19 protein-coding genes are annotated in these 18,138 nt (G+C 37.6%); 7 read left to right on the top strand and 12 right to left on the bottom strand.

The window, feature by feature from the left end; all coding sequences use genetic code 11:
* Positions 1–83: 83 nt before the first annotated feature.
* The gene (locus LQ50_RS09760; RefSeq protein ID WP_034628696.1) at positions 84–998 is read left to right on the top strand and encodes a ketopantoate reductase family protein; all 915 of its coding nucleotides are present in this window, start codon (positions 84–86) and stop codon (positions 996–998) included.
* 51 nt (positions 999–1,049) lie between these two features.
* On the top strand, positions 1,050–1,760 hold the full coding sequence (locus tag LQ50_RS09765; protein ID WP_034628697.1) for a polysaccharide deacetylase family protein: 711 nt from the start codon (positions 1,050–1,052) through the stop codon (positions 1,758–1,760).
* A gap of 165 nt (positions 1,761–1,925) precedes the next feature.
* On the opposite strand, the gene LQ50_RS09770 is transcribed toward LQ50_RS09765, so the two are convergent.
* From LQ50_RS09770 to LQ50_RS09795, 6 genes are all read right to left on the bottom strand, one after another.
* Positions 1,926–2,645: an HAD family hydrolase gene (locus LQ50_RS09770; protein WP_034628699.1), complete on the bottom strand. Its 720-nt coding sequence runs from the start codon at positions 2,643–2,645 to the stop codon at positions 1,926–1,928.
* A 51-nt stretch (positions 2,646–2,696) separates the two neighbouring features.
* Positions 2,697–3,236, bottom strand: a complete 540-nt coding sequence (locus tag LQ50_RS09775; protein ID WP_034628701.1) for a histidine phosphatase family protein — start codon at positions 3,234–3,236, stop codon at positions 2,697–2,699.
* Positions 3,237–3,380: 144 nt separating this feature from the next.
* On the bottom strand, positions 3,381–4,808 hold the full coding sequence (locus tag LQ50_RS09780) for a DHA2 family efflux MFS transporter permease subunit (protein WP_034628703.1): 1,428 nt from the start codon (positions 4,806–4,808) through the stop codon (positions 3,381–3,383).
* A 235-nt stretch (positions 4,809–5,043) separates the two neighbouring features.
* Positions 5,044–5,868 (bottom strand): ABC transporter permease, encoded by an 825-nt coding sequence (locus LQ50_RS09785; protein ID WP_034628705.1) that lies wholly within the window; start codon positions 5,866–5,868, stop codon positions 5,044–5,046.
* Entirely contained in the window at positions 5,865–6,842 is a 978-nt protein-coding gene (locus LQ50_RS09790) for an ATP-binding cassette domain-containing protein (protein WP_034628707.1), read from the bottom strand. The genes LQ50_RS09785 and LQ50_RS09790 overlap by 4 nt, the downstream gene beginning before the upstream one ends.
* A gap of 301 nt (positions 6,843–7,143) precedes the next feature.
* Entirely contained in the window at positions 7,144–8,256 is a 1,113-nt protein-coding gene (locus LQ50_RS09795; RefSeq protein WP_034628709.1) for a 5-methyltetrahydropteroyltriglutamate--homocysteine S-methyltransferase, read from the bottom strand.
* A gap of 259 nt (positions 8,257–8,515) precedes the next feature.
* On the opposite strand from LQ50_RS09795, the gene hxlR reads away from it, so the two are divergent.
* The 3 genes from hxlR (at position 8,516) to hxlB (ending at position 10,265) form a co-directional block, all read left to right on the top strand.
* On the top strand, positions 8,516–8,890 hold the full coding sequence (gene hxlR / locus LQ50_RS09800; RefSeq protein WP_034628711.1) for a transcriptional activator HxlR: 375 nt from the start codon (positions 8,516–8,518) through the stop codon (positions 8,888–8,890).
* A gap of 164 nt (positions 8,891–9,054) precedes the next feature.
* The gene (gene hxlA, locus LQ50_RS09805; protein ID WP_034628713.1) at positions 9,055–9,696 is read left to right on the top strand and encodes a 3-hexulose-6-phosphate synthase; all 642 of its coding nucleotides are present in this window, start codon (positions 9,055–9,057) and stop codon (positions 9,694–9,696) included.
* Positions 9,697–9,707: 11 nt separating this feature from the next.
* Complete coding sequence (gene hxlB / locus LQ50_RS09810) at positions 9,708–10,265, top strand: 6-phospho-3-hexuloisomerase (protein ID WP_034628714.1); 558 nt, start codon at positions 9,708–9,710, stop codon at positions 10,263–10,265.
* 54 nt (positions 10,266–10,319) lie between these two features.
* Here the strand turns inward: hxlB and LQ50_RS09815 are convergent, their stop codons facing one another.
* Together LQ50_RS09815 and LQ50_RS09820 are read right to left on the bottom strand one after the other, a co-directional pair.
* Positions 10,320–11,192, bottom strand: coding sequence for a hypothetical protein (locus LQ50_RS09815; protein WP_034628716.1), 873 nt, complete (start codon positions 11,190–11,192; stop codon positions 10,320–10,322).
* A gap of 281 nt (positions 11,193–11,473) precedes the next feature.
* Complete coding sequence (locus LQ50_RS09820) at positions 11,474–12,844, bottom strand: MATE family efflux transporter (RefSeq protein WP_034628718.1); 1,371 nt, start codon at positions 12,842–12,844, stop codon at positions 11,474–11,476.
* Between the two features lie 219 nt (positions 12,845–13,063).
* On the opposite strand from LQ50_RS09820, the gene LQ50_RS09825 reads away from it, so the two are divergent.
* Positions 13,064–14,326, top strand: coding sequence for an L-lactate MFS transporter (locus LQ50_RS09825; protein ID WP_034628719.1), 1,263 nt, complete (start codon positions 13,064–13,066; stop codon positions 14,324–14,326).
* A 101-nt stretch (positions 14,327–14,427) separates the two neighbouring features.
* Here the strand turns inward: LQ50_RS09825 and LQ50_RS09830 are convergent, their stop codons facing one another.
* Complete coding sequence (locus LQ50_RS09830) at positions 14,428–15,189, bottom strand: DNA polymerase beta superfamily protein (protein ID WP_052144681.1); 762 nt, start codon at positions 15,187–15,189, stop codon at positions 14,428–14,430.
* 166 nt (positions 15,190–15,355) lie between these two features.
* Here LQ50_RS09830 and LQ50_RS25755 point away from each other — a divergent pair, with 166 nt between their 5' ends.
* A complete protein-coding gene (locus LQ50_RS25755) occupies positions 15,356–15,538 on the top strand; it encodes a hypothetical protein (protein WP_237563685.1) in 183 nt (60 codons plus the stop codon).
* A gap of 92 nt (positions 15,539–15,630) precedes the next feature.
* Here the strand turns inward: LQ50_RS25755 and aroD are convergent, their stop codons facing one another.
* The 3 genes from aroD to LQ50_RS09845 form a co-directional block, all read right to left on the bottom strand.
* On the bottom strand, positions 15,631–16,395 hold the full coding sequence (aroD, locus tag LQ50_RS09835) for a type I 3-dehydroquinate dehydratase (RefSeq protein WP_034628720.1): 765 nt from the start codon (positions 16,393–16,395) through the stop codon (positions 15,631–15,633).
* 193 nt (positions 16,396–16,588) lie between these two features.
* Positions 16,589–17,491 carry a hypothetical protein gene (locus LQ50_RS09840; protein WP_034628721.1) on the bottom strand — a complete coding sequence of 301 codons (903 nt, stop codon included), beginning with the start codon at positions 17,489–17,491 and terminating at the stop codon, positions 16,589–16,591.
* Positions 17,481–18,035, bottom strand: coding sequence for an RNA polymerase sigma factor (locus LQ50_RS09845; RefSeq protein ID WP_034628722.1), 555 nt, complete (start codon positions 18,033–18,035; stop codon positions 17,481–17,483). The genes LQ50_RS09840 and LQ50_RS09845 overlap by 11 nt, the downstream gene beginning before the upstream one ends.
* Positions 18,036–18,138: the final 103 nt, after the last annotated feature.

An 18,138-nucleotide genomic window follows, 5' to 3' on the forward strand; every position in this document is an offset into this window, starting at 1 on the left:
GCGATGTATAGTATGTATTGAAGCGATTAAAATAGAATATGATCCTATTAAGTTAGTGATCGTTCATTCATAGGAGGGGTTCAATGATGACAAATGTATCACTGATCGGTCTCGGTGGAATCGGTGCTGCTTATGCCAGTAAATTGCATGATCTCGCACCTGAAAATTTGAAAATAATTGTAAATCATGAACGGATGAGCCGTTTTCAAAAAGAAGGGGTAACCATTAATTCAAATCGTTATGATTTTCAATACATTCAGCCAGAAGAACTTACCAAACCAGCAGAACTTGTATTGATTGCTGTAAAATATGATGGACTCAATCAAGCTATTAAGGATGTACAACAACATATTGGACCAGATACGATTATCATCTCGCTTATGAACGGTATTACTAGTGAAGAAATGATAGCTAAGGCCTATCCAGATAACGTCATTCTTCCTGCTATGTGTGTTGCCATTGATGCTATACGAGAAGGAACTTCTGTCACCTTTTCCAATATTGGTAGAATCTGTTTTGGTGAAAATACTAACCAAACACTATCTACCAATGTAAAAAAAGTAAGCCAATTATTTGACCAAGCAGGCATTCCTTATGAAGTCCCAGAAGACATGCTACATACTATGTGGTGGAAGTTTATGATTAATGTAGGAATTAATCAAACTTCAGCTGTATTAAAAGCACCCTATCGAGTATTTCAAGAAATTCCTGAAGCTCATGCCTTCATGAAATCAGCCATGCAAGAAGTAATCACATTGGCTAAAGCCCGCGGAATACAATTGACCGAAGATGATTTTTTGAAATTTGATCAAATCTTAAAAAAGGGGCTTGCACCCGAGGGTAAAACCTCCATGCTCCAAGATGTTGAGGCAGGAAGAAAAACAGAAGTTGAATACTTAGCAGGTACCGTTAGTAAGCTTGGAAAAACCTATCAAATACCAACACCCATTAACGACATGCTATATAATATGATCAAAGTGTTGGAAAAAACATACTAAAGGGGGTCAGACCCCTTTACAAATTTTATATCTATACAAGTTAGGAGCCTTATGAAAAAGATTATCGTTACACTCATTCTATCCGTTTTTGCTTTTGCAGCTATTCTTTATTCAATCAATGAAATTTCCAAATCAAGAAGTTTTCAATTTTTTGGTGAGCTTATTGTGGACGTAGAAACAGACGAAAAGGTCGTGGCATTGACATTTGATGATGGTCCGGGTATTTATACGGATCAAATCCTTTCTATTCTAAAGGAAGAAGAGGTAAAAGGAACTTTCTTTCTTACTGGTTCTGAAATCGAACAGTTTTCAGACGAAGCAATAAACATCGCCCAAGACGGACATGAAATCGGAAATCATTCATACTCCCATCCGCGTATGATTTTTCAATCTCCCTCCTTTATAAAAGAAGAGATTGAACTGACCGACGAGTTAATACGGCAAATTGGTTATACAGGAGAGATCCAATTTCGACCTCCTTATGGGAAGAGGTTCATTTTCTTACCATACTACTTACATAAAGAACAACGAAAAACGATATTATGGAATATAGAGCCAGAATCCTATCCAGACATAGCGAATGATTCTACTAAAATTGCTGAATATGTGGTAGAAAACATAGAACCAGGATCAATTATATTATTGCATGTGATGTATGAAAGTAGAATTGAATCTCTACATTCAGTAGAAAAGATCATTACAGAATTAAAAGAGCGTGGCTACCGCTTTACAACCATATCAGAACTATTAGAGTATGATTGAAAAGAAGATGGCATTTTTTTTATAGGGCTTCATGCATTCCTCGGATGAGAGCCTTTTTCTGTTGTTCAAATATGACTTCGTGCTTGTTCCTCCCCTTGATAGAGGGTTTCCATAAAAAAACGGACATGGTCAATTCCAGTGTCCGTTCTACAGCAAACCTCATCGTCATTTAAAAATCCCTTGTCTGTTCGCTAACTTTTCGTACAAGTCGTCTAATGTCCCTCTATCGTCAATATGATAATGGGGCTCTCCTCGATCGATCACATTTCCTTCTACTAAGAAAGTGTTCATCCCAAGCGTACTTGTAACCATGTCTTCTTGAACATCATTGCCAATCATTATGCAATCGGTTGGCTCTACACGCAGACGCTCACAAATATCTAGATAATATTCTACATTTGGTTTCGTAAATGAAAGTTCTTCATACACCGTAACTAACTCAAAAGGCAGATCATCAATCCCTGCCCAGTTTAAGCGATGATCAATTGCCACTTTAGGAAATACTGGATTTGTAGCAATTGCTACACGAAAACCTTGTTTTACAGCTTCTTCAACTACTTCCTTTGCTTTTTTTGAAGGAGTAGTCATATGAGAAAATGTTGGAAAAACGGTATCATAAAATTCGTCCAATGTCGGCCAAATTTCGTCACGCTTTAAAGAAGTCATTGCTAGAAACGTTTCTTCAAATACTTGCTCATTTGTTTTTGCTGGTTCTACGTTTTTAATCATTGCTTCTGTCCCCGCCATTAAAGCTTGAACGAATTTTTTTGGTTCAACAATATGACCTACACGAGGAGCTAATTCTTTGATGTAATGATTAATAAATTGATGTGTATCCATCGGAAGTAATGTACCATCTAAATCAAATAAAATTACCTTTGCCATTTTTATCGCCTCACAATGTATAAAAATTCCAATATATACCTACCTAAAAAACTATACCATATTATCATAAATATAAAGCTTCCCATTAGCTGGTCTTCTTAATGTAGGTCCCTTAAACCCGCGTCTTTTCAACTCACGACTCATAAACATCATAATCCCACCGTGACCTACAATAAGTACTTCTTCGTTTGATCGTAAAATTTCATCTAATGTTTTGTTAATTCGCTTTATCACATCTTTTTTTGGGTCTATTTGTGATTTATGTTCTAAAAGCCAAGCTCCCCTTATGAAAAGAAGATGTACGAATAAGGGCAGACGAACATTCCCACGAATGACAGGGTTCAGCTGCACTTCCCGTAGTTCCTCTAAATAGATAATGTCATCCTTATACGCTTTTTGGGCCGTTTTGACAGCTCGGCTTAAATCACTAGAATAACATCGCTGCCATTTCACATCACCTAAATGAATTTCATTTTCTACTACTTCTGACTGATCATACTCTCTTATCCAGTTGATTAAGTCTTTGGATGTTACCCACTTGTTCGGATATCCTCGTTCAACTTTAAAATGACGTATTAATCCAACTTTCAATATGCAGTCCCCCCGGCCTTAATGGAAATTAAAAATCCCCACGAATCAACAGTACTGAAAGGATTATTCTTCCTAATCCAGTGCTTTATTCTTGTGAGGATTTCAAAGGTTGTTAGATCATTCTAATACATACATACTTACTAACTAGTTATTGGTCACTTTTTCAAACGGCTCCTCTTGAACCTCTTCTTGTTTGGAGTACTTAACAAAGAATGAAGCAAGTAAGGCAATAAAAGAAAGAACGGCAACGACGATAAAAGCCACATTTGCTCCATGAATATCAGGATAGGCAATGTTCGGACGCGCTTCTGCATTCATAGTTGTCGTCGTCATAACAGTTACAAGTATAGCGGTACCAACAGATGCCGCAATCATTCGCATCGTATTGTCCATCGCAGCTCCATGTGGAATTAGTCGTTTAGGCAATTGATTTAATGCTGCTGTTTGAATGGGCATCAGTACCATTACTAGCCCTAACATTCGTACTGCATACATAATCGTAAGAAAGGCAAATGATGTTTCAGGACCTAAATTAATAAATGCAAACGAAGCAGCGGTCATAATCGTTAATCCAATCATTACAAGAAAACGTGCCCCTATTTTATCAAAGATACGCCCGATAATTGGCGACATAATTCCACTCACTAACGCTCCTGGCAACAGAGCAAGACCCGCTTCAAAAGCTGTGAACTCCCGCATATTTTGCATATACAATGGAACCAAGGTTTCTACTCCAATTAACCCCATAAAAGCAACCATTCCGATTATCACTGCAAAAGGGAAAATCGAAAAAGTGAATACACGAAATTCAAGCATCGGATGTTTTAATCGTAATTGTCTTGTTATAAAAAGAAGTAGTGAAAATGCCCCTACAACTAAAGAAATGACGGTAATCGGGTCTAACCAGCCGTAGTTTCCTGCAGCTGTAAAGCCATAAAGAAGACCCCCAAAACCAAATGAAGAAAACATAATTGAAATAACATCAATTTTAGGCTTTGTTACTTCAGTCACATTCTTCAGAACAAATACCGCAATAACAATATCAATCAAAGCTATTGGCAAGATAATAAAAAACAATAATCTCCATGAATAATTAGATGTTACCCAACCAGATAAAGCAGGTCCTATTGCTGGTGCAAAAGAAATGACCAGACCTATTAAGCCCATTGCGGCTCCACGTTTATTTATTGGAAATATCATTAAGAATACAGTTGTCATTAAAGGAAGCATCACTCCAGCTCCTGCTGATTGAATCATTCTTCCAACTAACAACACCTCAAAATTTGGTGCAATCCCAGCGACCAATGTCCCAAATGCAAAAACACTCATTGCTGAGATAAAGAGCTGTCTTGTTGTAAACCGCTCTAATAAAAAAGCACTAACAGGAATCATAATTCCATTCACTAGCATAAATACAGTTGTCAGCCATTGGGCACTGTTTGCTGTGACACCCATTTCCTTCATAATTGGTGGAATTGCCGTAATCATCAGTGTTTGATTTAATATCGCAATAAAAGATCCAGCAAGTAACAATGCAACAATCGTGGATCTCTTATAACTAGGTACTCCCATTCTGTCCCCTCATCTCTAAACTATAAATATAGTATGGTTAAATTTAATTACAAGATTGTTGTTGCAACAAGTACTTATACAGAGTACACGATTTAGAGTTATTATTCCATTGTGCAAACTTACTAATTTTATGTAAAATCGATGTCATAAAGAATCCTCCAACTTAGTAAGTTGGAGGGATTTATTAGTGCCCGCGGATTCAGTTATTTTCTAAAATCTTCATGGTTCCAATCTTTTACTTTTTATTTCGATAAAGATACATCGTTAATGGAGCAAAAATCGCCGTAATAACAAAAGATGCTAAAAGAACCCATCCCACTTGTTCAAAAGTAACTGTTCCATGCATCAATCCTCTTACCGCTGTAACTAAGAGGGAAATTGGGTTTATATCAACAAATGCTTCAAGCCACCTTGGGAGTGTGCTTGGATCAACAAATACATTGCTGACAAATGTCAATGGAAAGAGCACCATCATACTAACACCCATTAGTGACTTCTCTGTCCGTAGAATTAGTCCGAGAGTGGTCCAAATCCACGATAAGCTAAATGAGAAAATAACTAACAATACAACAGCTAATATCACTCCAACAGCGCCACCTTCAGGCCGAAAACCCATAATTAATCCGAGCACGATCATAATGGTCGAAGCAATAGTGTAACGAACCGCATCCATCAGGAGCGCTCCAACTAAAACAGAGGGACGCCAAATCGGTAATGAACGAAAACGATCAAAGATTCCTTTTGTAATATCATTATTCAGTTCCATTCCGGTATACATCGTAATTGTCACCACTGTCATCGCCAATATCCCTGGCAATAGAAACTGAAGATAGTCTCCAGTGGAACCAGCAATCGCTCCACCAAATAAATACGTGAACATTAAGAGGAACATAATCGGAAAAACGGTAACATCTAAAAGTTGTTCTGGAACATATTTTAATTTCAATAGTGCGCGCCAAGCAAAGGTAAATGTATTTGTGATACCATTTGGCTTTTCGGGTCGAGCTCGACTTGTTAGTGCAATCCGTAACTTTTCTTCATTTTGACCATCTCCTGTCATGATCGCCCCTCCTTACTTGTTTCCTCATCCTCGGTTGGACGTCCTGTTAAAGTTAGAAAAACTTCATCTAGACTCGGTTGCCCTAATGAAAAATCACTAACTTTAATTCCTGCATTACTTAAAGCATTAAGCGCATTAACCACTCGTTCTGTCTTGGTTACCCTTGCTGTTAGAGCTAGTGGATCCGACTCCAAATGAATTGTAGTTTCAAGATGATGTGATAAAATTTCCGCAGCTTTTTCTCGTTTATCTTCTTCTAATAAACGTACGTGCAACGCCCCTGTTCCTACGGAAGCCTTTAGCTCTCCACTTGTTCCTTCTGCAATAATCTTCCCTTGGTCAATAACAGCGATCCGATCAGCCAATTGATCTGCCTCTTCAAGATACTGAGTTGTTAAAAGGACAGTTGTACCGGAACTGACAAGAGCTCGAACGATGTCCCATACTTGATTTCTACTTCTAGGGTCTAATCCTGTTGTCGGCTCATCTAAAAACAACAGATCTGGAGTAACGACGATACTTGCAGCAATATCAATTCTACGTCTCATTCCCCCGGAATATTTCTTCACTTGGCGTTTAGCAGCATCCAAAAGACCAAATGCATCGAGAAGCTCCGTTGCCCTTTCTTTGGCCGCCCGTCTTGAAAAACCCAACAACCTCGCTATAAAAATTAAATTTTCCATCCCCGATAAATCTTCATCAATGGAAGCAAATTGCCCTGTTAAACTCACTCTCATGCGAACTTCATCTGCATCTTCAACTAGATCATGACCAAGTATTTTGGCACTCCCCTTATCAGGCTTTAGTAAAGTTGCCAGCATACGGATCGTAGTCGTTTTACCCGCCCCATTTGGACCTAAAAAGCCATAAACAGTACCAGCAGGAACAGCTAAATCGACACCATCTACAGCACGATGCTGCCCAAACTGTTTTACTAACCCAGACGCTTCAATCGCAAGTTCATTCTTTTCCATCCCAATCACCCTTTCTCATCGTAATTTTATATGCACCATTTAACTGTATATGACTTTTCATAGAAAATCTTCGGTCTCTAGACTGAAGAAGAATGAGGGCATTGAAAAAGGTACGATTTTCACTTTTTTCAGTGCCCTCTAGAAGAATGCTCAGCTCAAAAAATAACCTAATCCTAGATCTTTCAATAAATACATTCCTTTTACTATGTCCCTCAAGTGGGATAGATAATCTTTACAAAAATGCATCTCCCTAAATTGGAATGGGAGATGCATTTGCGTAATCATTCATTTCTAACCTAACTTACTTCCACACATCTTCAGCAATTTGAACAATATGACGAACTTTGTTCCATTGTTGTTCTTCGGTTAATAAATTTCCTTCTTCCGTTGAAGCAAACCCACATTGCGGACTTAAACAAATTTGATCCAAGCCAACATATTCACTAGCTTCTTTTATTCTCGCTTTAACATTCTCTGGATTCTCTAAATCTCCAAACTTAGACGTAATCAATCCTAAAACAAGTTGAAGATCCTTTCTATTCACGTGGCGTAATGGTTCAAATCCTCCTGATCGCTCGTCGTCAAATTCTAAAAATAGCCCGTCAACCTTTAAACCTCCAAATATAATTTCTGATGCATTCTCGTATCCCCCACTCGCTGCATAGGTAGATTTAAAGTTGCCTCGGCAAATGTGCATGGTAATAATCATATCTTCGGGTTTTTTAGCAATAGACTCATTGATGGCTTTAGCAAAAAGATCTGCCGTTTGTTCAATATCAAGACCCTGGTCCGTAATTAACTTCTGCCCTTGTTCAGAGAAAAAGATAGACCAAGAGGTATCATCCAACTGCAAGTACCTGCATCCCGCATCATAAAAAGCCTGAATAGCTTTTTGATACGCGGCAATTAGATCAATGAATAACGCTTCTTGATTGGCATAAACTGATTTATCGATCTCCCCTCTAAAAAACAACATATTGGGACTGGGAATCGTAAATTTGGCCACATGATCACCTGCAATACTATGTAAGAACTTATAGTCTTCTATCATAGGATGATTTGTGAAATTAACCGGACCAGTCACCTTTATGCCATCTGCTTTCGTTTTTACTCCATTAAATTGAATTCCGGATTCCGCTTCATACAATTCTACTCCTTCAAGACCAGCTAAGAAGTCAAAATGCCACCACGCTCGTCTAAACTCACCATCCGTAACAGCTTGCAGTCCTACTTCCTTTTGCTTCTCTACTAAACGAGTAATCTCTTCATCTTCAATAGAACGTAACTCTTCTTTCGTAATTTCGCCTTTTTGTTCTTTCAAACGAGCTTCTTTTAACCGCTCAGGTCGTAAGAAGCTTCCAACATGATCTGCTTTAAATGGCGCTTTCGTTGTTACCTTTGTCACTTTAAACATCTCCTAATCTTCGTTTTCTACTTAAATTGCAATAGCAAAGCCCTCTTTTGATACCTTTTATTTACCATAACTCAGCCAACTATTTTTAGCAAATTTCAAAACTTCGGAAAACTAAATCTTTTCATATACATCAAAACATCTCAAAAGATAAATGATTTGTATATCGATTACGATAGCGCTTATAATAGCTCTAACCTACAAAAGCACCTTTATATATTTGATGAATACAGTGCTAACTAAATGGAATGGAGGGATTACGATGGGGCATGTTTGCAATAAGGAGTTTAATTGCGAAAAGGAGTTAACCCTTGCAGTGATAGGCGGAAAATGGAAGATGTTAATATTATGGCATCTTGGAAAAGAAGGGACAAAACGGTTTAGTGAACTAAAATCACTCATGCCTGGCATTACCCAGCGAATACTTGTAAACCAATTACGTGAATTAGAATCAGACTTCATTATTCATCGTGAAGTATATCCAGTTGTTCCTCCAAAAGTAGAATATTCCTTAACTGAACAAGGAAAAACACTCATGCCAATTCTTGAAACGATGTATGCCTGGGGGAAAGACTACAAGCAGTTTCTCCAAGAAAATGTGAATGATTACGAAGAACAAACCGGTTCATTTGATTAATATAAAACGATGTACGAGACTACCTCGTACATCGTTTTTTGTTAACTAGAAAACCATCCATAGTATCCTTTTTGTTACTATATGAAATAAAAGTGCGTACTTCTTTTTCTATTAACTAGTGATTAAAATGAAGCTGTAACAAAAAAGAAGAGGAGCGGATAAATATGAAATTACAATTAGCGTTAGATTTAGTAAATATCCCTGAAGCAATTGAACTAATAAATGAGGTTCAAGATTTCGTAGATGTTGTTGAAATCGGGACACCAGTTGTGATTAATGAAGGGTTAAAAGCAGTAAAAGAAGTAAAAGAGGCGTTTCCTCAACTAACTGTCTTAGCTGATTTGAAGATTATGGATGCAGCGGGGTACGAAGTGATGAAAGCATCTGAAGCAGGTGCAGACATTATTACCATCCTTGGTGCAGCAGAAGATGAGTCAATTAAAGGAGCTGTTCTTGAAGCGAAAAAGCACGGCAAACAAATTCTAGTTGATATGATTGCCGTAAAAGATAAAAAGGCCCGTGCCATTGAGTTAGATGAATTAGGTGTTGATTATATTTGCGTCCACACTGGTTACGACCTACAAGCTGTCGGTCAAAATTCTTTTGAAGATTTACGCACGATTAAAAGTGTTGTAAAAAATGCAAAAACAGCTATCGCTGGTGGGATTAAACTTGAGTCTTTACCAGAAGTCATTAAAGCACAACCAGACTTAATTATTGTTGGTGGAGGTATTACTGGAAAAGAGAACAAAAAATCTGCTGCTGAACAGATGCAAAAGCTAATTAAAGAAGAAGTCACAGCATAGGTGACACTTTTATGAAGACATCTGAATACACTCAAGAAATTTTAAAAGAATTGCAACGTACAGCCGATCAAATAGTTGATACAGAAGTCGAAAAGCTTGTAAACGGTATTCTTGAAGCTAATAAAATTTTCGTAGCTGGGGCTGGGAGATCTGGATTTATGGCCAAATCTTTTGCGATGAGGATGATGCATGTTGGACTTGATCCTTATGTCGTTGGGGAAACCGTCACTCCTAACCTTGAAGAAGGTGATATATTTATTGTCGGTTCTGGTTCTGGGGAAACCCAAAGTCTAGTCTCTATGGCAGAAAAAGCTAGAAGCCTCCGAGCAACAGTTGCTGCGGTCACCATTTCCCCTGATTCAACGATTGGCCGCTTAGCGGATATAACGATACAAATCCCTGCCCAAGCCAAATCCGGAGAAATCACTGGAAATCACACTATCCAACCAATGGGGTCTTTATTTGAACAAAGTCTCCTCCTATTATATGATGCAGTCATACTTAGAGTGATGGAGAAGAATAACCTTACTTCTCAAAAAATGTATGGAAAACACGCCAATTTAGAGTAGCCCATATCAACTTATTGGAAGAGACACATTTTACTGTGTCTCTTCCTTATTTACCTAACTATCTGAAGTAGAGGCTTCCCTGAGTTTTGGCCCTTCTTTTATTTCTAATTTCTCGATTTCTAAGTTTAATTTGTCAATGGATTGCTTCATGAAATTTGACATTTCTGTTTGAATCGTTTTCAATTGGATCAGCTGCGTGTATAAATCTAAATGCATATTTTCCTGTTCATACTGTTGTGTTGATAGAAAATTCATTTGTTCAAACAGTTCTTGAATTTTTGCTTGCATTTGTTTTTGATCCTGTTGACTATTTTTAACAATTTTCGTTAGTTCTTCGTGATCAAGTTTCTGTAAATTAAGTTGCTGGAACATTTCATCCTGCTTTTGCACTTGATCAGCTTGCTCCTTTTGCATTGTATCATACCGAGCCTCTTGTTCACTTATACGGCTGCTTTGGTCAGTAACTTCCGCACGCAAATCACTTTCCGTTTTTTCTAAGGTGTGCAAATGGTCTAATAAATTTGCTTTTGTCTCAGCAATCTCATCTAATTTCTCTTCTAGCTTCACTCTCTCAACTTCATATTCTTCCATTGTAAGCAGTAGACGGCTCTGGACATCTCCCTTTTCTTCCATACTATCCTTTAAACGAGTATGCATTTTTTGAAATTGTTCGTTCATCACAATCTGTTCATTGAACTGTATAGTTATGCTCTCATGTACTTGTTTCGTCTTCTTCTCCTGTTCATCTAGCTGTTTCGTTAAGTTTTCATGTACAAGGTCATGAGTTCCAATGATATGCTCTAGCTTTCCAAACTGGGAATGAATATTTTCCATCACTTTATTAGAGTAATATATTTTTTGATTAAATTTTACAGTCGGCCTTCTCAGAAAAAGCTTAGGCTTAGTCCGCTCGTTTGAATAATTCAACCTTTCCACTCCTTTGTAACCGTGTTATGCGTAGTCTATGATGTCCCATGTTAATAAGTGCCTATTATTTGCAGACAAAGCTAGTCACAAAAACATTAGTGGAATTCTCGTATTCTCCCTATGAGGCAACCTTCTCATATGTTCTCTTTCCTCTTCGGGCTAAAAGACAAATACTCTCTTTATACAAAAAAGAGACGAAAATCAGTGCGATTTTCAATCTCTAAAATGAAGTGTGTCTTCTGTTGTTTTTCAATCCTGCAATCCAAACAAATTTGTATTTGTTAACCTTTCAATGAAAGAGACTCTCTTGAAATCCTTCCTACAACGATACGTAAACGCACGAGAAATCCAATTGCAGCACAAGTTAAACCTAAAGTAATTCCAACCCAAAATCCAAAAGGTCCTAGATACGTAAAGGATGCAAGAGTATACCCTGCTGGAATCCCTATCACCCAATACGAAACAAATGCCGTTATAAATGGAATTTTCACATCTTTATAACCTCGCAAGACACCTTGTAAACTAGATTGAGCAGCATCGGATATCTGATAAACAATCGCGATTAAGAAAAACTGTCCTGCCATTTGTACAACTTGTGCATCCGTTGTATACAAATAGGCAATTTGCTCCCTGAAAAAGTAGAGGAAGATAGCCCCTATAGCGAGAAACCCAATTCCTCCCCATACACCTAGATGGCTGTACTGTTTAGCTGATTGATATTTGTTCCCTCCAACGGAAAAACCAACAACTATCGTTAATGCCATTGAAATGCTTAACGGAATCATAAAGATAAGCGAAGTAAAACTTAGTGCAATTTGATGTGCAGCTACCGTTATGGTCGTAAACATCATCCCGATCAACAGTGTGACAACTGCAAAAATACTTGCCTCAAAAAAGATGGATAACCCAATAGGAATTCCAATCGCAAGCTGCTCCTTCCAAGCTTTCCATGAAGGTACTGCCCATTTAATAAAGAGCCGATAATGTCTTACTACCTCAACCTTAAAAGTCATCCAAATACTAAAAAAGAAAATAATCCAATACGTGATGGCTGTAGCATATCCTGCTCCAATTCCACCAAGTGCCGGCAATCCTAATTTTCCAAAGATAAATCCGTAATTGAGCAAAACATTAAATGGAACGGCAAGGACTGTAATGATCATTGTGATTCGTGTAAATCCTTGAGCATCAAAAAAATTACGAAGAACATTCGCAGCAAATAATGGAATAATGCCAATTGATAAACCTACTAAGTAATGAAACGAAATGTGATAAACAGCCGAATCTAAATTCATTAATACTAACACCGGTTCAAGAAAAATGGCACCAGCAATTACAACAATAATAGCAAGGATAACCGATAAATAAAGCGCCTGTATAACCGATTCTGTAATTTTTTCACGTCGGCCACTGCCCATATACTGGGCAACTATAGGAGTAACAGCAAGAAGAATTCCATTAATTCCTGTAAAAATCGGCATCCATAAGCTAGAGCCAATTGCGACACCTGCCAAATCATTTGTTCCTACTCTTCCTGCCATCATTGTATCAACAAGGTTCATTGCATAAAAACTAATTTGTGTTACCATAATTGGCCATAAGATAGCCAAAAATAAGGTGACCTTTTCCTTCCAGGTCTTTGCATGATACATATGTCTTCCCCCGTATCTTCTACTATTACATCAATTCATTAACAATCATATAGAACTTAATGCTAAATATCTAGCAGAAGGTAGCCAACTTTTGGCTTTTTACAAAAAAATAATTCTTCCAAAATCTTATTAATTTTCCAATTTGTTTGATTTTTTTCTACAATGCACTATACTGTATATGTAAGGGTTTACAAAAATGGATAGGAGGAGTTGTAAAATATGAAGACAACGAAAAACAGATGGCTGATTGCCTTATCCGCTATTGCCATCCACCTCTCGATTGGGGCTGCGTACGCTTATAGTGTCTACCAGAACCCAATTAGCTCCCAACTTGGTTGGGCTGGTTCACAAGTGGCTATTGCCTTTACGATTATGATGGCACTTGCCGGAACATCAGCTGCCTTTTTTGGAAGATTTGTTGAACGAAGTGGCCCTAGAAAATCAGCCATCATTGCTGCCGTCTTATTTGGGATTGGTCAAGCTGGCTCTGGGGTCGCCATTGCACTTGAATCACTTCCGCTATTCCTACTTACTTATGGTTTCTTTAGCGGGCTAGGACTTGGTATAGGATACATCTCTCCAGTTTCTACATTAATTAAATGGTTTCCAGACCGAAGAGGTTTAGCAACCGGCATGGCAGTTCTTGGATTTGGAACGGGGGCTCTCATTACAGCACCTGTAGCAGCAAGCTTAATTGAATCAATCGGGATCTCGACGACTTTTTACGTCTTAGGTATTTGTTACTTTACATTTATGATCCTAGGTGCCTCATATATTGCTCCTCCTCCAGAAGGCTGGATGCCAGAATCCATGAAAAAGAACATGGCTACTGGAAAGAAAATTATTAAAAAGGATTTAGCACAATTAACATCTAGAGAAGCCGTTAAAACAAAACGTTTTTGGATGCTTTGGTCAATGATGCTTATTAATACTACTGCTGGGATTATGATCATTTCAGTCGCTTCTCCGATGTCGCAAGAAGTTGTTGGATTAAGTGCAGCAGCGGCAGCAACAATGGTAGGGATTATGGGGATCTTTAATGGTGGAGGACGGCTTGGTTGGGCGGCAGCTTCTGATTATATAGGTCGGCCAACTGTGTTCATTATTTTCTTTACAATCCAGGTTGTTGCCTTTTTTACACTTCCATTCACAACTAATGCCTTATTATTTGTAACCATGATTTTGTTAGTTGTTAGTTGTTATGGTGGAGGATTCTCTAATCTACCGGCTTTCATTGGTGACCTTTTCGGTACTAAGCAACTCGGCTCCATTCATGGCTACTTATTAACAACTTGGTCATTAGGCGGGGTATTTGGACCAATTCTTGTGACTCAAATTAGAGAAAGAACGGACAGTTATATTCCTGTCTTCTATGTATTTGCTGCTTTGATCCTTTTTGCTTTTGTCATTTCTATCTTGCTTCGCCTAGATATTAAGAAGAGTGAAAAAGAAGCGCTTCAACAGGAACACGCTGTTTCATAAAAACCTTTTTACCTTTACGTAACACAAACTGACTAGTCGGTAACATTTACAAAAGATGTAAAGCTGTTTAACAAAGGATCTCTTCGTTAAACAGCTTTTATTTAGTAAAAAGATTCCTCTGACCTAGATTTCAGTTCATAAAATGTACTGTCTTGTACGAGTTGATAAATGATCTTTTCTACTTCACCTTTCACTTCTTTTCGGACTTGTTGGGACAAGTAAACATGCTCTAACTTCTTAAAAGTGGCAAACTTTTCATCTAATCGTTCGATAAATTGACCTTTTGAAAAGCCTCCATACTTGATAGAAAGCATAAATTCCCTCTCTGAGTCATTGTATTGTATTGCATTTTTAAAGTTAGAGAAATGTTGATCAGCGAATCTCTCAATAAAATCAAGAATTCGATAAGCATGCATCGCCGATTTAGAGTCATACCCAAATTGTTGAACAAGTTGTTTCGTATTCCTATTCCCGATTTCAATATCCTTTGACTTGCTCCTGTACATCCCCATACAGGCTTTGTATAAATAAGGAAGATTCATTCTGACAATCTCATTTTTCATTAAAAATAGACGGTCTATTTTCCCTTTAATCCAGTCCTGATCATTTACGTTAAAATCAACCGAAAATAGAACCTCCAAAAAATTAACGTTCGACTTCCACCAAAGATTCATGACTTTCCTAATATCATGGTACTCTTCGTCAACTTGTTCCCCTACTTTACTTGAAGTAAATAGCTTATTATTATATAGATCATCAAAGGTTGGTATAACAAACACCTTAAAGTCTTTATCGGACTCTGACGTGGATAGATTATAATTTTCTGAACCTACTAATGCCTTTAACGCTATGATTCTTTCCACATATTCCCCTCCTCCTTGTTTCAAATTACGCTCTAAAGTTCAACTAGAGATTTTCAAAAGCGTGGAAACCATTTCTTTTATATTGGTTAAGCTTTGACTATACTCCCACCTGCTAAACGAAAGACCCTTATTATAATAACTAATGTATCACATACTATTTACGGAGGTGATTATTTTGAGCGATTGGAATAAGCAAGCAAGTCCAAACAATAACATTCAACCCGATTTAAGCTTAAAAAGTGAGGAGCTTACTAATAAGAAAGTTCAATTGAATGTTCAAGAGGAAATTGGCATGGAAGGAATTGGACAGGAGGAGAAAGACGTACGTCCGCAGGCTGGAGATCAGTAAGAAGATGCTGCATATTGCCACTGAAAAAGGACGTTTTTTTCCTTTTTCAGTGCCCATAGAATCGTTGCCTCAATATGTTTATCCCCTATTCGTTAGAGGCCCTTATGTAACAGATTCAACACATACCGCAAATCAGCTACAGCAATTTGACCAGGAGCAGAGGCTTGTTTAGCCGCTCCAAACGTTAAAGCTGAACCGAATACTTCTCCTGCTAGACGACTAATCACACCTTCACCCGCCATTGACATCGTGATTATTGGTTTTGTTGCATATTGCTCTTTCATCGTATTTGTTGCCTCAAGTAACGTTAGTACATCTTTTGTATCTCTTGGCATGACAGCTATTTTAGGTAAATCACCACCAAGTTCTTGTGCCTTTTTCAAACGTGAGACAATTTCTTCTTTTGAAGGTGTTTGGTCAAAGTCATGATTAGAGATAATTACAAAGACTCCCTGTTGATGCGCTTCTTCAACTATGGTTTTGACCACATCAGCGTCACTAAATAACTCAACATCAACGATATCGACTAACCCTGTTTTTGCCACTTCTCTGTTAAGCGACAGATAAAATTCAGAACTAACTTCCCTCTCGCCTCCTTCTTTCGCACTTCGAAATGTAAACACAAGAGGATGTCTCATTAATATCGTATGTAATTGATTGAGTGCTTCTTTAACTTTTTCAAGTTCTAACACATCTTCAAAGAAATCCACTCTCCACTCCACCACATCAACATCCAATGTGTTTAAATAAGCAGCTTCTTCTAGTAAATCGGATAAAGTTTTTCCTACCATCGGCACACAAATTTTCGGCATGCCTTCTCCAATTGTCACACCTTTTACCTTCACTGTATTACTCACCTGTAACCCTCCCTGCTCATTTTATTAAAACTATCTTTCACTAAATTTTTTTTATTCATGTTTTTGATATTATACATGTTATAAGTCAAATTGAAAATATTTCGATAAATCAAGGGGAGAGTACATTTATTTTGATACGATCAAAAAAGCGAAATGATGTCATTCTACATCACTCCGCCTTTTTCTATATTGATCACTCTAACGTCCTTCCATTATCTTTCCACTGCCACTCATCTAGTAGAACTTGTTTAATTGGGTACCAACCGTCTCCCCACTCGGGTTCATGTTGATTTTTTATATAGAAATAAAAGTCATTAGCATGGCCTAAAGTAATGGTTCCAATCATATCTCCACGAAAAATGGTAGAAGTTATAGCCCATTGAGCTAATTCCTCCTGACTTTCTTCCTCCGTTTCTTCTCCAAGTTCATTTAAGACAATCCGGTCAAATTCTTGTATAACCTCGTCACTCGTTGTATCTTTTGGAAAAAACACGATTTCAATTTGATTCATGGGCCCTTGTGGAGGAGACAGTCTGATTCCTCTGACTCCATTTTTCACCATTGACTCTTCTTCCCAATCTGCAGGGTAGTACGTTGAAAATGGAAGAAGATTAGAATCTAATAATTGATACGAAGCAACTCTTTCCATTCCTTCAGGATACGTAATAATGTCTTTATATTCTTGGCGTCTTGACTCTCCGTAGTCATCAATGTTCCTTTTCTCTTCTGAACTGGATGCTTGATCCTCTGGCAATACTAAGTTTTCATCTCCAGCATTCATTTCCTCACCGTGTTCAAATTCTACGACTGTAGGGTCTAAATTCGTATCATGAACAATAAAAGAGATTAATAAAATAGCTGCTATCCCTATACTTGTAAGAGCTCCCATTGATTTAAAAATACGGGCAAACCTTTGAATTCTTGTGTGTTTTTTTCTTGTATACTCTAATTCCACCATTGTTCTTTGGAAGATTTTCTCTTTGCTTTCTTCTGAAGGGTTCACCTTTATATTCTTCACGAGCTTCTTTACTGTTTCATCCTCCTCTCCAACCATCCTTTTAGTAAAAGAGCTCTTTTCTTCATTTCTACGTTTCATTTCCACCCACCTCGCTTTCAAATAACTCTAACAATCTTTTTTTTGCTCGATGTTGTAACGATTTAACCGATAATACGGTTTTAGACATCACTTTTGCAGTCTCCCTAACTGAAAACTCCTCTATAAATCGTAAATGAATGACCATTTTATAATCACCAGGTAATTGATTTAGGCAGGTTACTACATTTTCGTGTAGTTCACTTTCAGCTTGTTGGAGAAATGGAATTGTCATACCTAATAATTCTTCCTTTACTTCTGGCATAACAATGGACCTTCTGTGTCTCTTCAGTGTACGATGATGATCTATCACGACATTTCTCCCTATTGAGTAGAGCCACGTTTTAAAACTCGATTTCCCTTTGAAGGCATGCAGGTTTCTTGCCATTTTACAGAAGATATCCTGAGTCACTTCTTCAGCTATATGATAATCTCCCATTTGCACATAGGCATATTGGAACAATGACTGAAAATAACGGTCATATAAAATACGCATCGCATGGTCATTTCCCTCGACTATTTGTTTGACCAATGTTTCATCTTTCAAATTTATCACCTACTTACTTTGACATGATCATTTCATTAGACGTAGCCTCATTAAAAAAGGATGCTTTATCATTGCATTTTAGATCTCCTATTTTAAACATCAA

The sequence above is a fragment of the Halalkalibacter okhensis genome (assembly GCF_000787375.1).
Taxonomy (GTDB): domain Bacteria; phylum Bacillota; class Bacilli; order Bacillales; family Bacillaceae_D; genus Halalkalibacter; species Halalkalibacter okhensis.